We start from the raw sequence: 19,460 nt of genomic DNA on the forward strand, positions 1-19,460 counted from the left end.
AGCGTAGCGTCCCTGGGGCAAGGCCTGCCGACGCAGACAGTACAAATAGTAGGGCAAGGAGGCGCAACGCAGCCGCAGGGTTTTTGTTAGCGGCGCTAAGCGGCGCTCATAGCTCGATGGTGATGCCTTGCTCCAGTGGATGCAGGTGCAGCAGCGAGGGCAGTTCCTTGCGTACCTGCTCCAGCATCTGGCTGCGCAGGCTGTGTTCGGTGTGGGTAATCCACACGTGGACATTGGGTGGCAGGATTTCCAGCAGCGGCAGCAGCAGGGCCGGCGACATATGGCCGCCTTTCATCGCCTGCGCCGATTGTTCGTTCAGATAACTCAATTCGCAAATCACATCCGTCAATGACGGGACATGGCTGATCCAGTGCCAGAAGGCCAGGCAGGGACCGGAGTCACCGGTAAAGGCCAGCGCCCGCCATGGACCTTCCAGCAGCCAGCCCAGTGCCGGCACGCTGTGCTCGGCCGGCAGCGCGGTGGCCATGCCATCGGGCAAGGGAATCGAGTCACCCACTTCCAGTGCATGCAGCCTGACCCACGGCATATTCCCCGGGGCCGACTTGGTATAGTCCGGCCACAGCAGGCCGTTGAACATGTGCTGCTGCAGCGCGCTGATGGTTTCCTGCTGGGTATAGACGTCTAGCCCCCTGCCGCCATGTGTCACATGGGCATCGGCCAGCAGCGGCAGGCTGCCGCTGTGATCGAGATGGCTGTGGGTCAGCAGCACGGTGTCGATCTGCAACAGGGCGTCGGTATCGAGGTCGGCGACGCCGCTGCCGCAGTCGATCAGGCAATTGCCATCAACCAGAAAACTGGTGGTACGCGCCGCTTGTCCGATACCGGCGGACGCACCCAGAACCTTGACATGCATGTGGAACACCTCGCTCATCAGCCGGATCAACCTGTAGCCAGTGTAGTCGATGGCGCAGCATTGCGCCGCAGCCATCAAACCGGATGGCCTCAGGCCGGCATGCGGCCGGCGCGCCGTCCCAGCCATTCCAGCGTACTGCACAGCAGCAGATAGCCGATGGCCAACAGGCCGAAGATTTGCAAGGGATAGACCTGCTCGCGATTGTTGATCTGGGTGGCGACAAAGGTGAATTCCGCCACACCCACCACATAGGCCAGCGAGCTGTCTTTCAGCAAGGTGATCCACTGGTTGACGAAGGACGGCAGCATGGCACGCAAGGCCGGCGGCAGGATGATGTAGCGCAGGGCTTGCCAGCGGGTCATGCCCAGAGCCTGCGCCGCGCGCCATTGCCCGTCGCCGATGGCGTCGATGCCGGCCTTGACCGACTGGCTCAGATAGGCGGCATTGATCACGGCCAGGGCGGCAATCACCGTCAATACGCCGGGAATATCAATGCCGAACAAAATCGGCAGCAAAAAATAGCACCAGAAAATCAGCATCAGTACCGGGATGGCACGCAGAATCTGCACCAGCGTGTTCAGCACCCGGCACAGGCGCGGCCCGCCCATGCACAGTGCGATGCCCCCGGCCAGCCCGCCCAGTGTGGCCAGCACGCCGGCAGCCAGGCTGATGCCCAGGGTCAGCAGCAGGCCGCCCGGCTGGCCGCGGGTGAGATTCCCCCACAGCAAATAGTCCAGATTGTCATGCAGCAAGGTCAGCATCATGGTGCTTTCACTCCCGGGCGACGCTGGCTGCCGATGACTTGTGTCAGCACCACCAGCAACAGATAGAGCAAGGTGGCCACGGCAAAGGCCTGAAAGGCCAGCAGGGTTTCGCTTTCCACCTGGCGCGAGGTATAGGACAGCTCCGCCACGCCAATGGCCATGGTCAGCGAAGTATTCTTGATGATGGCGGTGTACTGGCCGAGCAGGGGCTGGCGGATGTGGCGCAATGCCTGCGGCAGCACGACAAAACGGAAAATCTGCCATTCGCTCATGCCCAGGGCCCGGCCGGCCAGCCGCTGCCCACTGCCTACGGTACGCAGCCCGGCAGCCAGTTCGCCGCTGATGAAGCAGGCCGAATACAAGGACAGGGCAATCCAGGCGGCCAGCCATTCAAACGAGGGCCAGGACAGGCTCAAGCCCAGCGGTAGCTGCAGCTGGTGCGGGCTATTCAGCCATTGCATGGCCTGATCCGGCAACAGGCCGCCCACGCCGAAATACCACAGCAAGACCTGCACCAGCAGCGGGCTGTTGCGATGCAGGCTGCAAAACAGTCGCGCCGGCCATTGCAGCCAGCGCTGCTTGCTGTCCTGTGCAGCGGTCAGCAGCACACCCAGCACGGTGGCACTGAGGCAGATGCACAGTGCCAGTGCGGCAGTCATGGCCGCACCTTTGAGCAGCCAGCCCAGATAGTGCGGCGCCAGCCAGCCTTGTCCCAGCCAGGAAGGCGGAGTCATCGGTCCATTCTTTCAGTAAGGGAGATGAAAATGCAGAAAACCGGCCTGTGCGACAGAGGCGCAGGCCGGTTGGCTGATCCGGGAAAAATCAGGCGGCGTCGCCGATCTTGAAATCACGCGGCAGCGGGGCCTTGGTCTTGGGGCCAAACCAGCGGTCGTAGATCTTGCGGGCCTGGCCAGATTTTTCCAGTTCCACCAGCGTGTCATTCACGGCCTTGCTCAGGCGGGCTTCACCCTTGGGCAGGCCGATGGCCTGGTATTCGCGGGTGAGGGTGAAGGGAGCCAGCTCGTACTTGGCCTTGTCCGGTGCGTTGGCCAGCAGCGCAGCCAGCTTGGAGCCATCCTGCGAAATGGCCTGCACATTGCCGTTACGCAAGGCGGTAAAGGCCAGCGGGGTGTCGTCGTAGGCAACCACGGTGGTCTTGCTGTATTTTTCGCGCAGATAGATTTCCTGGGTGGTGCCCTTGTCCACACCCACGCGCAGGCCGGCCAGTTGTTCCGGCTTGCTCAGGCTGCCCTTGCGGGCAATGAATTGCTGGCCGGAGGCAAAGTAGGGCAGGCTGAAGTCCACCTGCTTCTTGCGTTCGTCGGTCACGGTAAAGTTGGCGGCGACCAGATCGGCCTTGCCGGCTACCAGCAGCGGAATGCGGTTGGCCGGGTTGGTGGCAACCAGTTCCAGTTTCACCTGGAGTTTCTTGGCAATGGCCTGGGCTACTTCCACATCCAGACCGCTGATCTGGTGGGTCTGGGCATCCAGGAAGCCGAAGGGCGGGTTGCTGTCGAAAGCGGCGACGCGCAGTACGCCGGCTTTCTTGATGTCGTCCAGACGGTCGGCCAGGGCGTGGCCGGCGTTACCCAGCAGGGTGAGTGCCAGCAGCAGGGAGGTAGTCTTCATGAGTAAGCCTCTTGTGGAGTTGGATCGCAGTGACAGCGGGCACCGGTAAGTGCTGCTGTGAATGGGAGCCATGCTAGGCGAGGCTTGTCATGAGGTAAAACGATTAAAACAGCGTTTTATATCTGTATTTGGAATAAGCGAGCGAGTGAACGGGCGCGGCAAGCCAGCACTGAAGCGGGCCTCAGCCCATGCGCTGCCGGCAATAACGACTGAGCTGCTCCACCGCCCACGACAGCAGCAGCATGGCGATGATCAGGCTGGCCGCCCGATGCTGCTGGAACAAGGACAAGGCCAGATACAGCTGCTGCCCCAGGCCACCAGCACCTACGATGCCCAGCACGGTGGCGCTGCGAATATTGTTTTCCCAGCGGTACAGGGTATAGGCCAGCCATTGGCTGAATACCGTGGGCAACTGGCCATAGGCAAAGGCTAGCAGCCTGCCGGCCCCGGCCTGTTGCAAGGCCAGCTCCGGCTCCAGGTCGGCGTTTTCCAGTGTCTCGGCAAACAGCCGCCCCAGCACGCCGGTGGTGTGCAGAGCCAGTGCCAGTACCCCGGCGGCCGGGCCAAGGCCGACCGCCAGTACGGCAATGGAAGCCCACAGCAGGTCAGGCACGCCACGCAGCAGATTCAGCAAGAGCCGGCTCAGCCATTTTGCGACCCAGCCAAAGCGGCCGGCTGCCGGCATGGCCAGCAGCGCGCCAAGCAACAAGGCGAGCACGCTGCCCAGTCCGGACATGGCCAGTGTTTCCACAATGCCGTGGGCGATTTCGTTGAGCATGTCGCTGGCCGGGGGGAAGAAGTCCCGGGCAAAGCGCGCGATGGCGCTGGTGTCGAAACCACTATCACGCCAGCCAGGCCACAGCCACAACACGCTGGCAGCCACGGCCAGCAGGCCCAGCGCCGGCAGCATGCGGGTAGCGGCCGCACTGCCCAGGGCACGGCGCGACAACAGGCTGATGCCTTCGCTCAAGCTGACCAGCAGCAGGAAAACCAGCAACAGGGTGCTGACTTCGCCGCCATTCAGCATTTTCAGGCTGGTGTCCAGCAACTGGCCCACGCCACCGGCACCGACAAAGCCCATCACTGCCGAAGCGCGGATGGCGCACTCCCAGCGATACACGCTATAGCTCAGCAGCTCGGGCAGGGCTTGTGGCCACAGGCCGTACAACAGGCACTGCCAGCGGCTGGCGCCTTGCAGATACAGGGCAGAAGCCAGCTCGCGTGTTTGTGATTCCAGAATCTCGGCATACACCTTGGCCAGCATGCCGCCATAAGCGAGGCCGATGGCCAGCACGGCAGGCAGGCTGCCCAGGCCAACCGCCCGCACCAAGAGCAGCGCCCAGACGATTTCCGGAATGCCGCGCAATATCACCATCAGCCCGCGCAGCACGCTGGCGAGCCAGCAGGCCAGGCGGGCCGGGCGTTCGCCGCCCAGAACATGGCGCTGCAAGGCGTGGCTGGTGACAAAGGCCAGCGGTGCGCCCAGCAGCATGGCCAGGGCGATGCCGGCGGTGGCACTGGCCAGGGTGGTCAGGGTTTCGCGTGCCACATCGCGCAGAAAATCCGCCTGCAGCGCCATGGGAAAGAAACCGGCGACAAAGCCGGCCATGGTGCGCCAGCTATCCGGGTTGGCCAGGGTGGCGGGGTTGAACTGGGTCAGGCTGAAGCTGGGGGCCAGCAAGGCCAGACACAGCAGCAGGGTAAGCAGGCGCGGCCAGCGCGCCGGGTCGCGTGGATGGCTGCTCAGCATCGCAGGCCCTGACGGCTGTTGGCTGCGGCGTGCGGTTCCGCTGCCTCGCGCAGCCTTTCACCGGCATACAGGGCGCTGACCACGCCGGGGTGTACCTGTTCGCGTGGCAGGTCGAACATGATCTGGCCGGCGCGCACACCGATGATGCGCGGGAAATAGGCCAGTGCCAGTTCAACCGAATGCAGGCTGACCAGCAGGCTGGACTGGCGTGCGGCGGCTTCGTCGCACAGCAGGCGGATGGTGTCCTCAGCCAGCCGGGGGTCGAGCGCCGCGACCGGCTCGTCCGCCAGCATCAGCGCGGGACGCTGATGCAGCACCCGGGCAATGCCGACACGCTGGCGTTGCCCGCCGGAAAGCTGGTCGCAGCGTTGCCACAGCTTGTCGGCCAGCGCCACCCGCTGCAGGCTGTCCAGGATGGCTGCGGTGTCGTCTGGCCACAGCAGCTGGCGCAGCGCGCTCCAGCCGGACATCTGGCCCAGCCGTCCGGCTGCCACCGCATGCACCACCCGCTGGCGTACCGGCAGCGGTGCCGCCTGATAGATCATGCCGATGCGGCTGCGCAAACCGGCCAGCCAGCGCGGCGACAAGTGCCAGGGATTGTCACCCAGCAGATTGAGGCTGCCGTGGCTGGGGCGGTAGCGCGTGGCGGCCAGCAATAACAGCGAGGTCTTGCCGGCACCGGACGGCCCAATCAGCGCCGCCTGCTCACCCTGGGCCAGGCTCAGGCTGATATCGCGCAGGATGTCCGTGCCGCCCAGTTGTAGGCCGACGCTGTCAAACTGCAGGCTCACTTGAGCAGGCCTGCCGCTTCTGCCGCTGCTTCGATGCCCTTGTAGTTGTCAGCCTTGGTGGGAATGAAGCGGCTGGCACGTTGCAGATCGAGAATGGCTTTGTCTTGCGGATTTTTCGAGTCCAGCTTGAGGAAAGCAGCGCTGATTCTGGCCTGCAGCTTCTTGTCCAGATTGCCACGCACCGTCCAGTTGTAGTCGTAGAAGGCCGGGGTGGTGGCCAGCAGTTTCACCTTGTTGCCATCCACCTTGCCACTCTGCACCAGCTTTTCCCATACCGAGGCATTGAGCGCACCGGCATCCACCTTGCCGGAGGCTACCCAGGCCACGGTGGCGTCATGTGCGCCGGAGTAGGCGACGTTCTTGAAGAAGGTTTCCGGCTTGATGCCTTCCTTTTGCAGGAAGTAGCGCGGCATCAGGTGGCCGGAGGTCGACGAGGCCGAGCCGAAAGCGAAGCTCTTGCCCTTGAGGTCTTGCAGCGATTTGGCCCCCACTGCCGCATTGACGATGAATTTGGAGGTGAACTTGCTGTCCTCCTCGCGCTGCACCAGCGGCACCACCTTGCCATGCAGGCTGGCCTGCACAAAGGTAAAGCCACCCAGCCAGGCCAGGTCGATCTTGTCGCTGTTGAGCGCAGTCACCACCGCGGCGTAGTCGGTCACCGGCACGAATTGCACCTTCATGCCCAGCTCCTTTTCCAGATACTGGCCCAGCGGCGCAAACTTGCGTTGCAGTTCGGTAGGGGCCTCATCGGGAATGGCAGAGACTTTCAGCACGGCTTCTTCGGCCGAGGCCAGAGCGGAGACGGCCAGCAGGGCAGTGGCCAGCGTGAGCTTGAGGGTTTTCATGCCTGGTATTCCTTATCTGTGCGGGCAAAAGGCCGCAGGATCAATAAAGCAGGCTGTTGACAAGCCCCCTCTCGCTTTCTGCAAAGAAAGCGAGGCTCCCTTGCAGGGCAAGGGCGGGGGATTGGGAATAAATGGGAAGGCTGCGGAGGCAATAATCTGGCCGCAAGGCCCGGCTTTGCCGGGGCCTGTACCATCGCATCAAATCATGGTGTCAGCAGCCCGAAAAGCCAGTCGATGACTGGCTTTCTGGATAAAGCGATGGTGGCAGACGAAAAGCTGCCAGCGGCAATTATAGCCTAGCGTGGCTGGCGCTTGCCGAACAACAGCAGCAAAGCCACGCCGATGACGATCATCGGCAGGCTCAGCCACTGGCCCATGCTGATGGTGTAGGAGTGGCCAAAAATCCCGGCATCCGGGTTGCGGAAAAACTCGCTGACAAAACGCGCCAGACCGTAACCAATCAGGAACACCGCCGACACCTGGCCACGGGCGCGCGGCTTGCTGCTGTAGATCCACAGCACGGCAAACAGGGCAATGCCTTCCAGCAAAAACTCATACAGCTGCGAGGGGTGACGCGGCAGCGCACCGTACTGCATCAGCATGTTGAGCAGGTCGGACGAGGTCTGGCCCTCGGCCAGATCATTGGCCCTGGCGGAAGGGAAGAGCATGGCCCACGGCAGATCAGGGCTGGCCACGCGGCCCCACAGCTCGCCATTGATGAAGTTGCCGATACGCCCGGCCGCCAGCCCCAGTGGTACCAGCGGGGCGATGAAGTCGGTCAGCTCCCAGAAGCTGCGCTGCTGTTTGCGGGCAAACAGCGCCATGCCTATCAGGACCCCCAGGAAACCGCCATGAAAGGACATGCCACCCTTCCACACCATGAAGATTTCCGCCGGATGGCTGAAGTAATAGCCGGGTTCGTAAAACAGTACCTCGCCCAGCCGGCCGCCGATGACCACGCCGAGCACGCCATACATCAGCAGGTCGTCCAGCAGTTTTACGGTAAGAAAGGCATGGCCCTGGCGGATGCGGTAATTGCCCAGCAGCAGGAACAGGCCAAAGCCCAGCAGGTACATCAGGCCATACCAGTGAATGGCCAGCGGGCCCAGGTGAATGGCGACGGGGTCAAACTGCGGATGAACGATCATTTGTCAGGTCGGTGCGTTTGCGGTAAAAGAATATGGACGAAATTATACGGAATGCGTTCCGCCGCGTCCTGTCATTACCGTGACAGAATGTGGCCAGCCCGATCCTGCGGCACCCCGGAGAGGGCAGACCTGCCTGCAACACAGGCACGGTCAGCGGCAATGTGCTCTGCAAGCATCTGATCATCAAGGAAACAAGACATGCCCCAATACCGTTCCAAAACCTCTACCGCCGGTCGCAACATGGCGGGTGCCCGCGCCCTGTGGCGCGCCACCGGCATGAAAGACGAGGATTTTGGCAAGCCCATCATCGCCATCGCCAACAGTTTCACCCAGTTCGTGCCCGGTCATGTCCACCTGCACAATATGGGGCAGTTGGTGGCACGTGAAATCGAACGCGCCGGCGGTGTGGCCAAGGAATTCAACACCATCGCCATCGATGATGGCATCGCCATGGGCCATGGCGGCATGCTGTACAGCCTGCCCAGCCGCGACCTGATCGCCGACAGCGTGGAATACATGGTGAATGCCCACTGTGCGGACGCGCTGGTGTGCATCTCCAACTGCGACAAAATCACCCCCGGCATGCTGATGGCCGCCATGCGCCTGAACATTCCGGTGATCTTCGTCTCCGGCGGCCCGATGGAAGCAGGCAAGGTGCAGTGGGGCAACGACATCCGCAAGCTCGACCTGGTCGACGCCATGGTGGAAGCGGCCAACAGCGCCATTTCCAATGAAGACGTGGAACGGGTGGAGCGCTCGGCCTGCCCGACCTGCGGTTCCTGCTCCGGCATGTTTACCGCCAACTCGATGAACTGTCTGACCGAGGCACTGGGTCTGTCGCTGCCGGGTAACGGCAGCCTGGTGGCCACCCATGCCGACCGCAAGGAGCTGTTCCTGCGCGCCGGCCGCATGATCGTCGACATCACCAAGCGTTATTACGAGCAGGACGACGCCAGTGTGCTGCCGCGCGCCATCGGCACCAAGCAGGCCTTTGAAAACGCCATGAGCCTGGACGTGGCCATGGGCGGTTCCACCAATACCGTGCTGCACCTGCTGGCTGCTGCCAGCGAAGCGGGTGTCGACTTCAAGATGGCCGACATCGACCGCATTTCGCGCTCGGTGCCCTGCCTGTCCAAGGTGGCCCCGGCCACGCAGAAATACCATATGGAAGACGTGCACCGCGCTGGTGGCGTGGTGGCCATTCTGTCCGAACTGGACCGTGCCGGCCTGATCCACCGCGATGTGCCCACCATCCATAGCAAGACGCTGGCCGAGGGGCTGGAAGCCTGGGACATCATGCGCCATGGCGAAGACAGCGAAGCGCGCCGTTTCTACCGCGCCGCACCGGGTGGCGTGCCGACCACCATCGCCTTCTCGCAATCCATGCGCTACCCCGGCGTGGATGACGACCGTGCCGGTGGCTGCATCCGCGACAAGGCCAACGCCTACTCGCAGGATGGCGGCCTGGCCGTGCTCTACGGCAATATCGCCGAGCGTGGCTGTATCGTGAAAACCGCCGGTGTGGATGATTCCATTCTCAAGTTCACCGGTCGCGCCCGCATCTTTGAAAGCCAGGATGACGCCGTGGCGGCCATTCTTGATGATCAGATCGTGGCTGGTGATGTGGTGGTGATCCGTTACGAAGGCCCGAAGGGCGGCCCGGGCATGCAGGAAATGCTCTATCCCACCAGCTATCTCAAGTCCAAGGGCATGGGCAAGGCCTGCGCCCTGCTGACCGATGGCCGTTTCTCTGGTGGTACTTCCGGCCTGTCCATTGGCCATGTGTCGCCAGAGGCGGCCGAAGGCGGTGCGATTGGTCTGGTGGAAGAGGGCGACACCATCGAGATCGACATCCCCAACCGCGGCATCCGTCTGGCCATCAGCGACGAGGCACTGGCTGCCCGCCGCGCCGCCATGGAAGCCCGTGGCCGCGATGCCTGGAAGCCGGTTGATCGCCAGCGCCCGGTCAGCGCCGCCCTGCGTGCCTACGCCGCCATGACGACCAGCGCGGATACCGGTGCAGTGCGCGACGTGACCCAGGTGGAAAAATAAGCGGACTGCCCGCTACATTGAACAGAAACGGCAGCCACGGCTGCCGTTTTTTTTAGCGCTTACCGCTAACAGGAGAATACCTGGCATGGCCGAAACCCTGCATTCATCCCCGGACACGGTGGTCCAGCAACAGCTGGATGCCTATAACGCACATGATCTGGAGGCCTGGCTGGCTACCTATGCGGCAGATGCCTGCCAGTATCAGCACCCGGCTACCTTGCTGGCACGTGGTCATGCCGAGATTCGCCAGCGGGCCATCGCCCGTTTCGCCGAGCCCGATCTGCATGCGCAGCTGCTGCATCGTCAGGTACTGGGTCAGGTGGTGATTGACCACGAAATGGTCAGGCGCAATTTTGCCGAAGGCCCAGGCTATATCGAGCTGCTGTGCCTGTATACCGTGGAAGAAGGCAAGATAAGCAGCGCCAGCTTTGTCGCGGGGCCTGTGCAACTAGACCAGGCCCAACCTGCTTGACGCCACCGCCGGAGGAGATCACCGATGAACAGCCACGCTGCACTGCATCTTACCGTTGATGCCCAGTACTGCAGCCCGTATGCCATGTCGGTGTATGTGGCGCTGCAGGAAAAGCAGCTGCCCTTTACCCTGTCGACGCTGGATCTGGATGCCGGGGCCAACCATGCGCCGGCCTATGCCTTCAGCTCGCTGACCGCACGGGTTCCCGCCCTGCAGCATGGAGATTTTGTGCTGAGTGAATCCACTGCCATCACCGAGTATCTGCAGGACAACTTCACCGGTCCGGCGCTGTATCCGCAGCAGGCCCAGGACAAGGCGCGGGCGCGGCAAATCCAGGCCTGGTTGCGCAGTGATTTGCTGGCACTCAGACAAGAGCGCGACACGCTGGTGGTGTTTTATCGGCCTGTGAGCAAGCCCTTGTCGGATAGCGGCCAGCGCGCCGCCCACAAGCTGCTGCGTGTCGCCGAACAGTTGCTGTTGCCGGGGCGAGATCATCTGTTTGCGCAATGGAGTATTGTCGATGTGGATCTGTCGCTGATGCTCAACCGTCTGCGGCTCAATGGCGACGCCCTGCCGCAGCGGCTGGCAGACTATGCGGCCTTGCAGTGGCAGCGGCCATCCGTACGGCAGTGGCTGGAGCTGGAGCGTCCGGCGCTGGCCTAATGGTGCGCAGCAGGCGTGCTGTGTACTGCTTGCCACATGCGGGAAATGCGCTGTGTGGAATTTTCTACAAGTCAGAACTTAATTTCTTTGCCTCAGTCTCAACATTTCCAGTTTGGTCCCCAGGCTGGATTCCCCGATCAACAGCGCAATTCCCGCTGTTTTACCTTGCTAGCTCAGCAAGACCGAACATTTCCGCATGTTCGGTTTTTCTTTTTTGTCACAATTTGAACTTGTATACAGTGTATGTTTCATTTGCTGCAGCAGATTGCGCAAATTCGAACATGCCAATGTGCATTCCAATGTCCTGGCATCGCAGTGGCTTTGCGCGTGTGCAGTGTGGGGCATGACAGGGCCGTCATGGCTGCCAGCGTGATTCTTAATAAGAAGGGGAATAGTATCGCCAGTATAAAAAATCTTTAATAACATTGTGTTATGTAGATTTTTCCTGGGCTTGGCTGACGAATGGACAAAAAAATGCGCGGTGCCGTGAGGCCCGCGCCAAGTCTACAAAGGAGAAATAGAGGAGAAACTATCAAGAAGCAATTGCTGCATCTCAACGAGTACGGATTATCCGGATGTCGCGCTCGGGTGTCAACATCCGTATTTTCGAAAAGCTAAAAAATATCCGTTTCTGTCGCTAATTAGCACATGCTTATGTTTGAAAGTGAAAGTCAAGCGCTTGCTTGGTGAGCCGGGTGCGGCTGATTGTGCGACAATATGGCCTTTCCCGATTTCAGCAGGATGACATGATGTCGCAGCCGCTTCTCACTCTTCCGGACCCGCGCCAGTACCACCCGCCGGTGTCGCTGACCAATATGCTGATCCACAACGCGCTGTCGGTGCAAAACGCCACGAGCGATGCCGACCGCGAGCTGTGGTTTGTCGCCATTCGCGATGCCATGGCGCAAATGCTGCAGCGTGGCGAATTGCTCTCCATTTCGGTCGCATTGGCGATGGTGCCGTCGCAAGACACTTATAAGATTGTCTGGGATGCGTTGCGTGCTGCGGTGGAACAGCCGGATGGCCGTCGTGCTCACCTGTTTGCCCTGCCGCTGGTGCTGGTGGCTGGCAGCAAGAATCAGGCGACGCTGCCGGCGCAGATTGCTGATGAAGATGGCCTGAATGCCTTGTTGCGCCAGCACGGCGTGCTGAGTTCGGACGGCGAGGCCCGCGTGTTCGGCCAGCTCTTGCATCCGGACAGTGTGGTGGCCATGGATGCGGCCAAGCTCTACCGCCTGACCCGCGAACTGGATTCGGCTGCCCCCCTGGCTGGCGAAGCGCTGGAGGGTGCGGCCATTACCCTGAAGGAAGAGGGCGTATTCCTGCGCTACCTGCTGGGTGTGGCGATTCAGCAGCCGGGCGATGCCGCACCGGTCCAGCTGGGAGGTGCCGTGGGAGCCTGGGGCATGCCCTTGATGAAATTCCTGGGCGAGCAGCTGCACACCGATGGCGTGACGCTGTTCCCCATCGCCCGTCCGCCCCTGCCGGTGATGCAGGCGCTGGTGGCTGGCAATTTCGCCCGTTTCGAGGTGGCTTTGCAGGTATTTGCCAGCAGCCAGATCCGTCGTTTGCGCGAGCTGTCGAAAGACCCGGTGGCGATTCTGTCCGCTCATGATAACGGTGAGCTGCATATCACGCTGTCGGCCGAAGGCGACGAGCGTAACTGGGAAGCCTTTGTCTGGCCGCTGGCGGCCATGGACAATGTGGCACTGATTGAATCGAACTTCCGCGAACTGATGGCGGAATGCCGGGTGCGCGATGTGCATGTGCTGCCGGCGGTTTACCCGGAAAGTCGTGATGGCATTCCGCTGTTCTTTACCGCAGACGACTTGCCGCAGTTGAACGGGCAGGCCTGAAGCGGCGCTGGTAAAAACGCTTCATGTGAAAATGTTTCAGAGGGCGATTCGTGTAGAATGGCCTCATCGTTAACCCTTTGATGGAAGAGTCAAAGATGTTTGCAGCTGACCAGACGATTGCCAAGTTCGACCCGGAATTGGCCGCCGCTATCAAGGCCGAGTGCCAACGCCAGGAAGATCATATTGAACTGATCGCTTCCGAAAACTATACCAGCCCCGCAGTCATGGAAGCCCAGGGCTCCCAGCTGACCAACAAGTACGCCGAAGGCTACCCGGCCAAGCGTTTCTACGGTGGCTGTGAACACGTGGATGTGGTCGAGCAACTGGCCATCGACCGTGTGAAGCAACTGTTCGGTGCCGAATACGCCAACGTGCAGCCGCACTCCGGCAGCCAGGCCAACCAGGCGGTGTACTTCTCCATCCTGAAACCAGGCGATACCGTAATGGGCATGAACCTGGGCCATGGTGGTCACCTGACCCACGGCTCCCCGGCCAACCTGTCCGGCAAGATGTTCAACATCGTGGCCTACGGTCTGAACGAGCAGGAAGAAATCGACTACGACGACATGGAACGCGTAGCGATGGAAACCAAGCCCAAGCTGATCATTGGCGGTGCTTCTGCCTACGCCCTGCGCTTCGATTTCGAACGCATGGGTCAGATCGCCAAGAAGTGCGGTGCTTACTTCATGGTCGACATGGCGCACTATGCCGGCCTGATCGCCGCTGGTGTGTACCCGAATCCGGTGCCGTACGCCGACTTCGTGACCTCCACCACCCACAAGACCCTGCGTGGTCCGCGTGGCGGCATCATCCTGGCCAAGGCCGAGTTCGAGAAGAGCATCAACAGCAACGTCTTCCCGACCCTGCAGGGCGGCCCGCTGATGCATGTGATTGCCGGCAAGGCCATCGCTTTCAAGGAAGCGCTGCAACCGGAATTCAAGGTGTATCAGGAACAAGTGCTGAAGAACGCCGATGCCATGGCCCGTGCCCTGGCCGAGCGCGGTCTGCGCATCATCTCCGGTCGTACCGAAAGCCATGTCTTCCTGGTGGACCTACGTCCCAAGGGCCTGACCGGCAAGGCTGCCGACGCGCTGCTGGGCCGTGGTCACATCACGGTCAACAAGAACGCCATTCCGAATGACCCGGAAAGCCCGTTCGTGACCTCCGGCATCCGTATCGGTTCGCCGGCCATCACCACCCGTGGCTTCAAGGAAGCCGAAGCGGTCATGGTGGCTAATCTGGTTGCCGATGTACTGGATAATCCGACTGACGATGCAGCCATCGCCCGTGTTGCCGAACAAGCAACCGCGCTGTGCCACCGTTTCCCGGTTTACGCCAAGTAAGCGCAACACTGATTGCCAGAAAGGCAGCCTGTGGGCTGCCTTTTTTCTTATCTGCGGCAAATCAAGGCGGCTTTACTGTTGCAGGCATTAACCTGTCTGATCTTTGCTGATACCATCAGACCTCATCAAACATACTGGATTGACACGTCATGAAATGTCCTTTCTGTGGCAATGCCGATACTCAGGTCATCGACTCCAGAGTCAGCGAGGACGGTGCCAGCATTCGTCGCCGTCGTCGTTGCCTGGCCTGCGAAAAGCGCTTCACGACATTTGAAACCGCTGATGTGCGCATGCCGCAGGTGGTGAAATCCGGCGGCCATCGTTCCGAGTTCGATATCGAGAAGGTGCGCACCAGTTTCCTGCGCGCCCTGCACAAGCGTCCGGTGCCTACTGCACTGGTAGATGATGCCATCGACCGCATCTGTCACAAGCTGCTGCAACTGGGCGAGCGCGAAGTCTCCAGCCGCCAGATCGGCGAAATGGTGATGAACGAACTGGCCAAACTGGACAAGGTCGCCTACGTGCGTTTTGCCTCGGTTTATCGCAGCTTCCAGGATATCTCCGAGTTTTCCGACGCCATCAAGGAAATCCAGAAGTCCAATCATTGAACAAGGACAGGCCAGCCCGCTGCGGCGGGCCTGTTTTCCGTTGCCGGTCGCTGGCGCTATACGGCGTGGCGCGGCCATACTCATTCCGCTGGAAGGTTGCTTGATGTCGTCGTTTTCCCCGCAAGATCATGTGTTCATGCAGCAGGCCCTGCGCCTGGCCGAAGCCGCAACCCGCCGTGCCGCACCCAATCCCGGCGTAGGTTGTGTACTGGTACGTGATGGCCAGATCATCGGTGAAGGGGCAACCTTGCAGGTCGGTGGGGATCATGCCGAAATTCAGGCAATCAAGGATTGTCTGGCGCGCGGTAACACCCCTCGCGGCGCTACCGCCTACGTGACACTGGAACCCTGCAGTCATCACGGCCGCACCCCGCCTTGTGCCGAACGGCTGATACAGGAAGGGTTGGCGCGGGTGGTGGCGGCCATGGTCGATCCTTACCATGAAGTGTCCGGCCGCGGCCTGGCCATGCTGCGTGCAGCCGGCATCGATGCCCGTGCCGGACTGCTGGAAACCGAGGCGCGCCGGGTGCATCGCGGTTTTCTGTCGCGGGTGGAGCGCCAACGCCCCTGGGTCACGCTGAAAGCAGCGGCCACGCTGGATGGCAAGACGGCCTTGCTCAATGGCAAAAGCCAATGGATTACCGGCCCGGCGGCCCGTCATGATGTGCAAAAGCTGCGCGCCCGCCACTGTGCCATCCTCACCGGTAGCGGTACGGTACTGGTCGACAATCCGCAGCTGACGGTACGCGATTTCATCCTGCCGCAGCAGCCCTTGCGCGTGGTGCTGGATAGCCGGCTGGTCACCCCGCCGGATCGGCGCATATTCCATGGTGGCAATACCCTGCTGGTCACCAGCAGTGCCGACCTGGCCCGTCATCAGCCTTATCTGCAGCGTGGTGCCGAGCTGATGGTGCTGCCGGAAGATGCCGGTCATGCCAATCTGCCGATGTTGATGCGCCATCTGGCTGAGCGCGGCATCAATGAATTGATGATAGAAGCGGGTGCTGGTCTGAACGGTGCCCTGGTGCGGGCTGGTCTGGTTGACGAAGCCATTCTGTATCTCGCTCCAGCGCTGGTCGGCAGTACGGCACAGGGCCTGTTTGCCTGGCCGGCGCTGGAAGACCTTGCCGACAAGCAGCAGGTAAAAATTCAGGATGTACGCATGGTAGGGGCGGATATCCGCATCAACATGACATTTGCCGCGCCTCTGTGACCCGCACAGGCAAGGCTGCAGCGGATATCAGGCTGGCTGAACAGGCTGGCTTGTTCCACAATGAAGCAGTGTATTCATTGCTCCGGCTGCCGCCTGGCACGGGTGTGGTGAAACACAAGACTGGCGGTAGCCGCCAGTATCGGCCTGGGCTGCTAGCATGAGTAGACAACAATGACTGACTCAGCCTCATCACTTCCCGCCATGGACACGGCCGGCTTGCAGCAGGCGCTGGATGCCTATCTGCGCCTTATCATGCGCCAGGGGGCGGCCGAACAGGTGCTGGACGAGCGGCGGCAATTGCTGGATCAACTGCTGCCACTATTGGAAGGGGTAACACGCGATGCCCATTCCTTCCGGCGCGTGGTGGAGCGCTTTGTCGGCAGCTGTGCCGTGATCGACCGCGTCACGGCGTTAACCTGCGCGCGCGAGTTCTATTATTTCTGGCTGGGTGATGTGAAAAAGCTGGTGGAAATTACCGCCCGCTCCGGCTTTACCACGCGCAATGTCCGGCTGGAGATGGCCGACTCACTGGCCTCGCTGCTGGAGCGCATGCAGCGCCAGGGCTTCGATGCCTTTCCGCCCTCGCTGGAAATCTATCTGGGCAAACTGTTCGAGGATGGCATGGCGGAAGCCGACATTCACGAACGCGAAATGCTGCTCAAGGGCATGCTGTTCCTGCTGTCCGGGCAACCTTACCGGCCAGACAGCTTCCGCATGGTGGTCGATGCCATGCTGTTGCACCTGAACGATAGCCGCAACAAAAAAGCCTTCGTGCAACTGGCGCGCGAATACTTCTACTATTGGCTGTCTTTCCCGCCGGCGCACGAACGTATACATCTGGCAGAGGAGGCAGCTCAACCCATCAGCCTGCTCCAGCCGGGCAGTACCACGCGCCAGCGCTGAGCGCACACCACTTTTGCTGTCCCCGGCTGGATTTGCCGGGCAGCGGCGTGGCATCATGCTCCCACTCATCTCTTGCAGGAGCACGCATGTCCCAGCCTTCGGCCTACCAGTCCCTCGTTGCCAGCTTTACCCGGCTTTACCGTTACGAACATCTTTCCGCCATGGTCAGCTGGGATCAGGCCACCATGATGCCGCCCAAGGGGAATGACGCGCGGGCCGCGGCGCAGGCCGAGCTGGATGTGCTGATGCACGCCACCCTGACCGACCCCGCACTGGCCGAGCAATTGCAGCGGACTGAGCAGGAAGACCTCAGCCTGCAAGAGCGCGCCAGCCTGCGCGAAATGCGCCGGGAATGGCAACGTGCCAATCTGCTGCCCGCCACGCTGGTGGAGGCACAAGCACTGGCAGGGGCGCGTTGCGAACATGCCTGGCGCAGCCAGCGCACAGCCAATGACTGGGCTGGATTTCTGCAGAATTTCCGCGAAGTGGTGGCGCTGTCGCGCCAGGAAGCCCGGCTACTGGCCGAGGCGCAAGGTTGCAGCCCCTACGATGCCTTGATGAACAAATACGAGCCGGGTATGCAGAGTGCCGATATCGACCGCATATTCGGCGAGGTGAAGCAGTGGCTGCCGGGCTTGATTGCGCAGGTCATGGCCAAGCAGGGCAGCGAACCCCTGCTCTTGCCGCAGGGCAGTTTTCCAGTGGAGCAGCAGCGTCAGCTGGGGCTGGCCGTGATGCAACGCTTGGGTTTCGATTTTGACGGGGGGCGGCTGGATGTCAGCGTTCATCCTTTCTGCGGTGGTGTCGCGGAAGACGTGCGCATCACCACGCGCTATCGCGAAGACGATTTCATGCAAAGCCTGATGGGTATCATCCATGAAACCGGCCATGCCCGTTACGAACAGGGCTTGCCGCGTGACATACTGCATTTGCCAGTAGGGCGTGCTCGCTCCATGGGCATTCATGAAAGCCAGAGTCTGTCTTTCGAGATGCAGCTGGGGCGCAGCCCGGCCTTCCTCAGCCTGATTGCACCGCTGGTCGGCCAATATCTGGGCGAGCAGCCGGCCTTGTTCGCCGAAAACCTCGCTGGGCTGTACAGCCGGGTCCATCCGGGTTTTATCCGGGTCGATGCCGACGAACTGTGCTACCCGGCACACGTCATCCTGCGCTATGAAATCGAAAAAGCCCTGATGGAAGGCGAGATCGAGGCCGAGGATATTCCGGCGCTGTGGGACGAGAAAATGCAGGCTTATCTGGGGGTGGATACCCGTGGTAATTACCGTCAGGGTTGTTTGCAGGATATTCACTGGACGGATGGCAGCTTTGGCTACTTCCCCAGCTATACGCTGGGTGCCATGTATGCGGCGCAGTATTTCGCCGTGATGCGGCGTGACACGCCGGATCTGGATCAGCGCATTGCCGCAGGTGATCTGGCGGTGGTGTTTGACTGGCTGCAGCAGCATATCTGGAGCCAGGCCAGCTTGCATGACACCAACGAGCTGGTGCAGCGTGCCACCGGAGAAAGCTTGAATCCGGCTTACTTCCATGCCCATTTGCAGGCGCGCTATCTGGGTTAGTGCCCGGCTGCTGACATGAAAAAACCGCGGCCATTGTGGCGCGCGGTTTTTTTATGGCGAGAGGCCGGGCGTTTAGCCAGCGACGGCCAGCTCCAGATGCATGGCATCCACCCAGTCTTCAAATTCCACGTCCGACATGCCCAGATAGTTCAGCACTTCGTCCTTGCGTGCCTCCCAGCCGGCATCTTCCTTGCCCGGTGTCAGCGTGCGCCAGACATGGCGCGCCGCCCGGGTGACCGCCACCATCATGCGGCCATCATGATCCAGTGGTGCATCCGGCCCGGTGCTCATGACCGTGTCGTCGTTCTGCATCAGGATCGCTTTGGCAAAGTTCTCCGGCATGTTCCAGCTGCGGGCCACCAGGTAGCCAACCACGTCATGGCGAGTGCCATGCAGCTCTTGCTCAACCAGGCCAACCCGGTCGTCGCTGGCCATTTCTGTCAGCCGCAGGGTGCGATGGTAAGTGGGGTAGCGCATCAGCATGAGGGCTATGCCGCAGCTGTGAAACAGGGCAAAGCTCTGGCAGTCATCCGGTACATGCACGATCTTGTCGCATAGTGCGGCGCTGATCGCGGCAATCTGCAAGGTGTTATCCCAGAATTGCTCTAGCGCCGGTGGTGTTTCTGCTGTCAGCCGGGTACGCAGTACCAGACCGCTGACCAGGCTGATCACATTTTTCACGCCCAGCAGGCTGATGGCCTGATGGATGGAGGTAATGTGGCGGCCACGGCCAAGAATGGGGGTGTTGGCCGCCTTGAGCATGGCGACGCACAGGGCCAGGTCTTCGCTGATGATGTCGTCCAGCTTTTGCAGCGTGACATCCGGGTCATTGCGCAGTCCCAACAGCTTGTCCAGCACATCCGGACGCGGGGGAATAACCAAATTTTTCAGGAGCTCGTCACGCTCGTCGGTACTGATCAGTGGCGTCATGCTGGATGCTATCAGGAGATAATTTGCGTTCAGTTTATCAGC

General features: G+C 61.2%; 18 protein-coding genes. 9 read left to right on the forward strand and 9 right to left on the reverse strand.

Going from position 1 to position 19,460, the window contains the following annotated elements; genetic code table 11:
* Positions 1 to 106: 106 nt before the first annotated feature.
* From FAZ30_RS10200 to lgt, 8 genes are all read right to left on the reverse strand, one after another.
* Entirely contained in the window at positions 107 to 949 is an 843-nt protein-coding gene (locus tag FAZ30_RS10200) for a 3',5'-cyclic-nucleotide phosphodiesterase (RefSeq protein ID WP_246043427.1), read from the reverse strand.
* Between the two features lie 14 nt (positions 950 to 963).
* Positions 964 to 1,638 carry an amino acid ABC transporter permease gene (locus tag FAZ30_RS10205; protein WP_137009364.1) on the reverse strand — a complete coding sequence of 225 codons (675 nt, stop codon included), beginning with the start codon at positions 1,636 to 1,638 and terminating at the stop codon, positions 964 to 966.
* Positions 1,635 to 2,372, reverse strand: a complete 738-nt coding sequence (locus FAZ30_RS10210; RefSeq protein WP_124642762.1) for an amino acid ABC transporter permease — start codon at positions 2,370 to 2,372, stop codon at positions 1,635 to 1,637. The genes FAZ30_RS10205 and FAZ30_RS10210 overlap by 4 nt, the downstream gene beginning before the upstream one ends.
* An 88-nt stretch (positions 2,373 to 2,460) precedes the next feature.
* Positions 2,461 to 3,267 carry an ABC transporter substrate-binding protein gene (locus FAZ30_RS10215; RefSeq protein ID WP_124642760.1) on the reverse strand — a complete coding sequence of 269 codons (807 nt, stop codon included), beginning with the start codon at positions 3,265 to 3,267 and terminating at the stop codon, positions 2,461 to 2,463.
* A 181-nt stretch (positions 3,268 to 3,448) separates the two neighbouring features.
* Entirely contained in the window at positions 3,449 to 5,017 is a 1,569-nt protein-coding gene (phnE, locus tag FAZ30_RS10220; RefSeq protein WP_246043428.1) for a phosphonate ABC transporter, permease protein PhnE, read from the reverse strand.
* On the reverse strand, positions 5,011 to 5,808 hold the full coding sequence (locus FAZ30_RS10225; RefSeq protein ID WP_137009365.1) for a phosphonate ABC transporter ATP-binding protein: 798 nt from the start codon (positions 5,806 to 5,808) through the stop codon (positions 5,011 to 5,013). Before FAZ30_RS10225 ends, phnE begins: the two co-directional genes overlap by 7 nt.
* Entirely contained in the window at positions 5,805 to 6,653 is an 849-nt protein-coding gene (locus tag FAZ30_RS10230) for a putative selenate ABC transporter substrate-binding protein (protein WP_137009366.1), read from the reverse strand. Before FAZ30_RS10230 ends, FAZ30_RS10225 begins: the two co-directional genes overlap by 4 nt.
* A gap of 296 nt (positions 6,654 to 6,949) precedes the next feature.
* Positions 6,950 to 7,801 carry a prolipoprotein diacylglyceryl transferase gene (gene lgt / locus FAZ30_RS10235; protein ID WP_137009367.1) on the reverse strand — a complete coding sequence of 284 codons (852 nt, stop codon included), beginning with the start codon at positions 7,799 to 7,801 and terminating at the stop codon, positions 6,950 to 6,952.
* A 198-nt stretch (positions 7,802 to 7,999) separates the two neighbouring features.
* Between lgt and ilvD the strand changes: the two genes are divergently transcribed.
* The 9 genes from ilvD (at position 8,000) to FAZ30_RS10280 (ending at position 18,488) form a co-directional block, all read left to right on the forward strand.
* Positions 8,000 to 9,853, forward strand: coding sequence for a dihydroxy-acid dehydratase (ilvD, locus tag FAZ30_RS10240; RefSeq protein ID WP_137009368.1), 1,854 nt, complete (start codon positions 8,000 to 8,002; stop codon positions 9,851 to 9,853).
* Positions 9,854 to 9,938: 85 nt separating this feature from the next.
* The gene (locus FAZ30_RS10245) at positions 9,939 to 10,325 is read left to right on the forward strand and encodes a nuclear transport factor 2 family protein (RefSeq protein WP_137009369.1); all 387 of its coding nucleotides are present in this window, start codon (positions 9,939 to 9,941) and stop codon (positions 10,323 to 10,325) included.
* Positions 10,326 to 10,349: 24 nt separating this feature from the next.
* Positions 10,350 to 10,988, forward strand: a complete 639-nt coding sequence (gene yfcF / locus FAZ30_RS10250) for a glutathione transferase (protein ID WP_124642747.1) — start codon at positions 10,350 to 10,352, stop codon at positions 10,986 to 10,988.
* Between the two features lie 746 nt (positions 10,989 to 11,734).
* Positions 11,735 to 12,844: a hypothetical protein gene (locus tag FAZ30_RS10255; protein ID WP_246043345.1), complete on the forward strand. Its 1,110-nt coding sequence runs from the start codon at positions 11,735 to 11,737 to the stop codon at positions 12,842 to 12,844.
* 95 nt (positions 12,845 to 12,939) lie between these two features.
* Positions 12,940 to 14,187, forward strand: a complete 1,248-nt coding sequence (gene glyA, locus FAZ30_RS10260) for a serine hydroxymethyltransferase (RefSeq protein WP_124642743.1) — start codon at positions 12,940 to 12,942, stop codon at positions 14,185 to 14,187.
* A 149-nt stretch (positions 14,188 to 14,336) separates the two neighbouring features.
* The gene (nrdR, locus tag FAZ30_RS10265; protein ID WP_103524666.1) at positions 14,337 to 14,795 is read left to right on the forward strand and encodes a transcriptional regulator NrdR; all 459 of its coding nucleotides are present in this window, start codon (positions 14,337 to 14,339) and stop codon (positions 14,793 to 14,795) included.
* Between the two features lie 103 nt (positions 14,796 to 14,898).
* Complete coding sequence (gene ribD / locus FAZ30_RS10270) at positions 14,899 to 16,008, forward strand: bifunctional diaminohydroxyphosphoribosylaminopyrimidine deaminase/5-amino-6-(5-phosphoribosylamino)uracil reductase RibD (RefSeq protein ID WP_124642741.1); 1,110 nt, start codon at positions 14,899 to 14,901, stop codon at positions 16,006 to 16,008.
* 171 nt (positions 16,009 to 16,179) lie between these two features.
* On the forward strand, positions 16,180 to 16,911 hold the full coding sequence (locus tag FAZ30_RS10275) for a hypothetical protein (RefSeq protein WP_205676585.1): 732 nt from the start codon (positions 16,180 to 16,182) through the stop codon (positions 16,909 to 16,911).
* An 86-nt stretch (positions 16,912 to 16,997) separates the two neighbouring features.
* Positions 16,998 to 18,488 carry a carboxypeptidase M32 gene (locus tag FAZ30_RS10280; protein ID WP_124642739.1) on the forward strand — a complete coding sequence of 497 codons (1,491 nt, stop codon included), beginning with the start codon at positions 16,998 to 17,000 and terminating at the stop codon, positions 18,486 to 18,488.
* Between the two features lie 72 nt (positions 18,489 to 18,560).
* On the opposite strand, the gene FAZ30_RS10285 is transcribed toward FAZ30_RS10280, so the two are convergent.
* Entirely contained in the window at positions 18,561 to 19,418 is an 858-nt protein-coding gene (locus tag FAZ30_RS10285) for an HDOD domain-containing protein (protein ID WP_124642737.1), read from the reverse strand.
* Positions 19,419 to 19,460 lie beyond the last annotated feature (42 nt).

Source organism: Aquitalea aquatilis, assembly GCF_005155025.1.
GTDB classification, from domain to species: domain Bacteria; phylum Pseudomonadota; class Gammaproteobacteria; order Burkholderiales; family Chromobacteriaceae; genus Aquitalea; species Aquitalea aquatilis.

What these genes read in the sequence shown, in the direction of transcription:
- FAZ30_RS10200 (WP_246043427.1), bottom strand. Translation starts at nt 949, where the DNA reads ATGGCTGCGGCGCAATGCTGCGCCATCGACTACACTGGCTACAGGTTG.
- FAZ30_RS10205 (WP_137009364.1), bottom strand. Translation starts at nt 1,638, where the DNA reads ATGATGCTGACCTTGCTGCATGACAATCTGGACTATTTGCTGTGGGGG.
- FAZ30_RS10210 (WP_124642762.1), bottom strand. Translation starts at nt 2,372, where the DNA reads ATGACTCCGCCTTCCTGGCTGGGACAAGGCTGGCTGGCGCCGCACTAT.
- FAZ30_RS10215 (WP_124642760.1), bottom strand. Translation starts at nt 3,267, where the DNA reads ATGAAGACTACCTCCCTGCTGCTGGCACTCACCCTGCTGGGTAACGCC.
- phnE (WP_246043428.1), bottom strand. Translation starts at nt 5,017, where the DNA reads ATGCTGAGCAGCCATCCACGCGACCCGGCGCGCTGGCCGCGCCTGCTT.
- FAZ30_RS10230 (WP_137009366.1), bottom strand. Translation starts at nt 6,653, where the DNA reads ATGAAAACCCTCAAGCTCACGCTGGCCACTGCCCTGCTGGCCGTCTCC.
- lgt (WP_137009367.1), bottom strand. Translation starts at nt 7,801, where the DNA reads ATGATCGTTCATCCGCAGTTTGACCCCGTCGCCATTCACCTGGGCCCG.
- ilvD (WP_137009368.1), top strand. Translation starts at nt 8,000, where the DNA reads ATGCCCCAATACCGTTCCAAAACCTCTACCGCCGGTCGCAACATGGCG.
- FAZ30_RS10245 (WP_137009369.1), top strand. Translation starts at nt 9,939, where the DNA reads ATGGCCGAAACCCTGCATTCATCCCCGGACACGGTGGTCCAGCAACAG.
- yfcF (WP_124642747.1), top strand. Translation starts at nt 10,350, where the DNA reads ATGAACAGCCACGCTGCACTGCATCTTACCGTTGATGCCCAGTACTGC.
- FAZ30_RS10255 (WP_246043345.1), top strand. Translation starts at nt 11,735, where the DNA reads ATGATGTCGCAGCCGCTTCTCACTCTTCCGGACCCGCGCCAGTACCAC.
- glyA (WP_124642743.1), top strand. Translation starts at nt 12,940, where the DNA reads ATGTTTGCAGCTGACCAGACGATTGCCAAGTTCGACCCGGAATTGGCC.
- nrdR (WP_103524666.1), top strand. Translation starts at nt 14,337, where the DNA reads ATGAAATGTCCTTTCTGTGGCAATGCCGATACTCAGGTCATCGACTCC.
- ribD (WP_124642741.1), top strand. Translation starts at nt 14,899, where the DNA reads ATGTCGTCGTTTTCCCCGCAAGATCATGTGTTCATGCAGCAGGCCCTG.
- FAZ30_RS10275 (WP_205676585.1), top strand. Translation starts at nt 16,180, where the DNA reads ATGACTGACTCAGCCTCATCACTTCCCGCCATGGACACGGCCGGCTTG.
- FAZ30_RS10280 (WP_124642739.1), top strand. Translation starts at nt 16,998, where the DNA reads ATGTCCCAGCCTTCGGCCTACCAGTCCCTCGTTGCCAGCTTTACCCGG.
- FAZ30_RS10285 (WP_124642737.1), bottom strand. Translation starts at nt 19,418, where the DNA reads ATGACGCCACTGATCAGTACCGACGAGCGTGACGAGCTCCTGAAAAAT.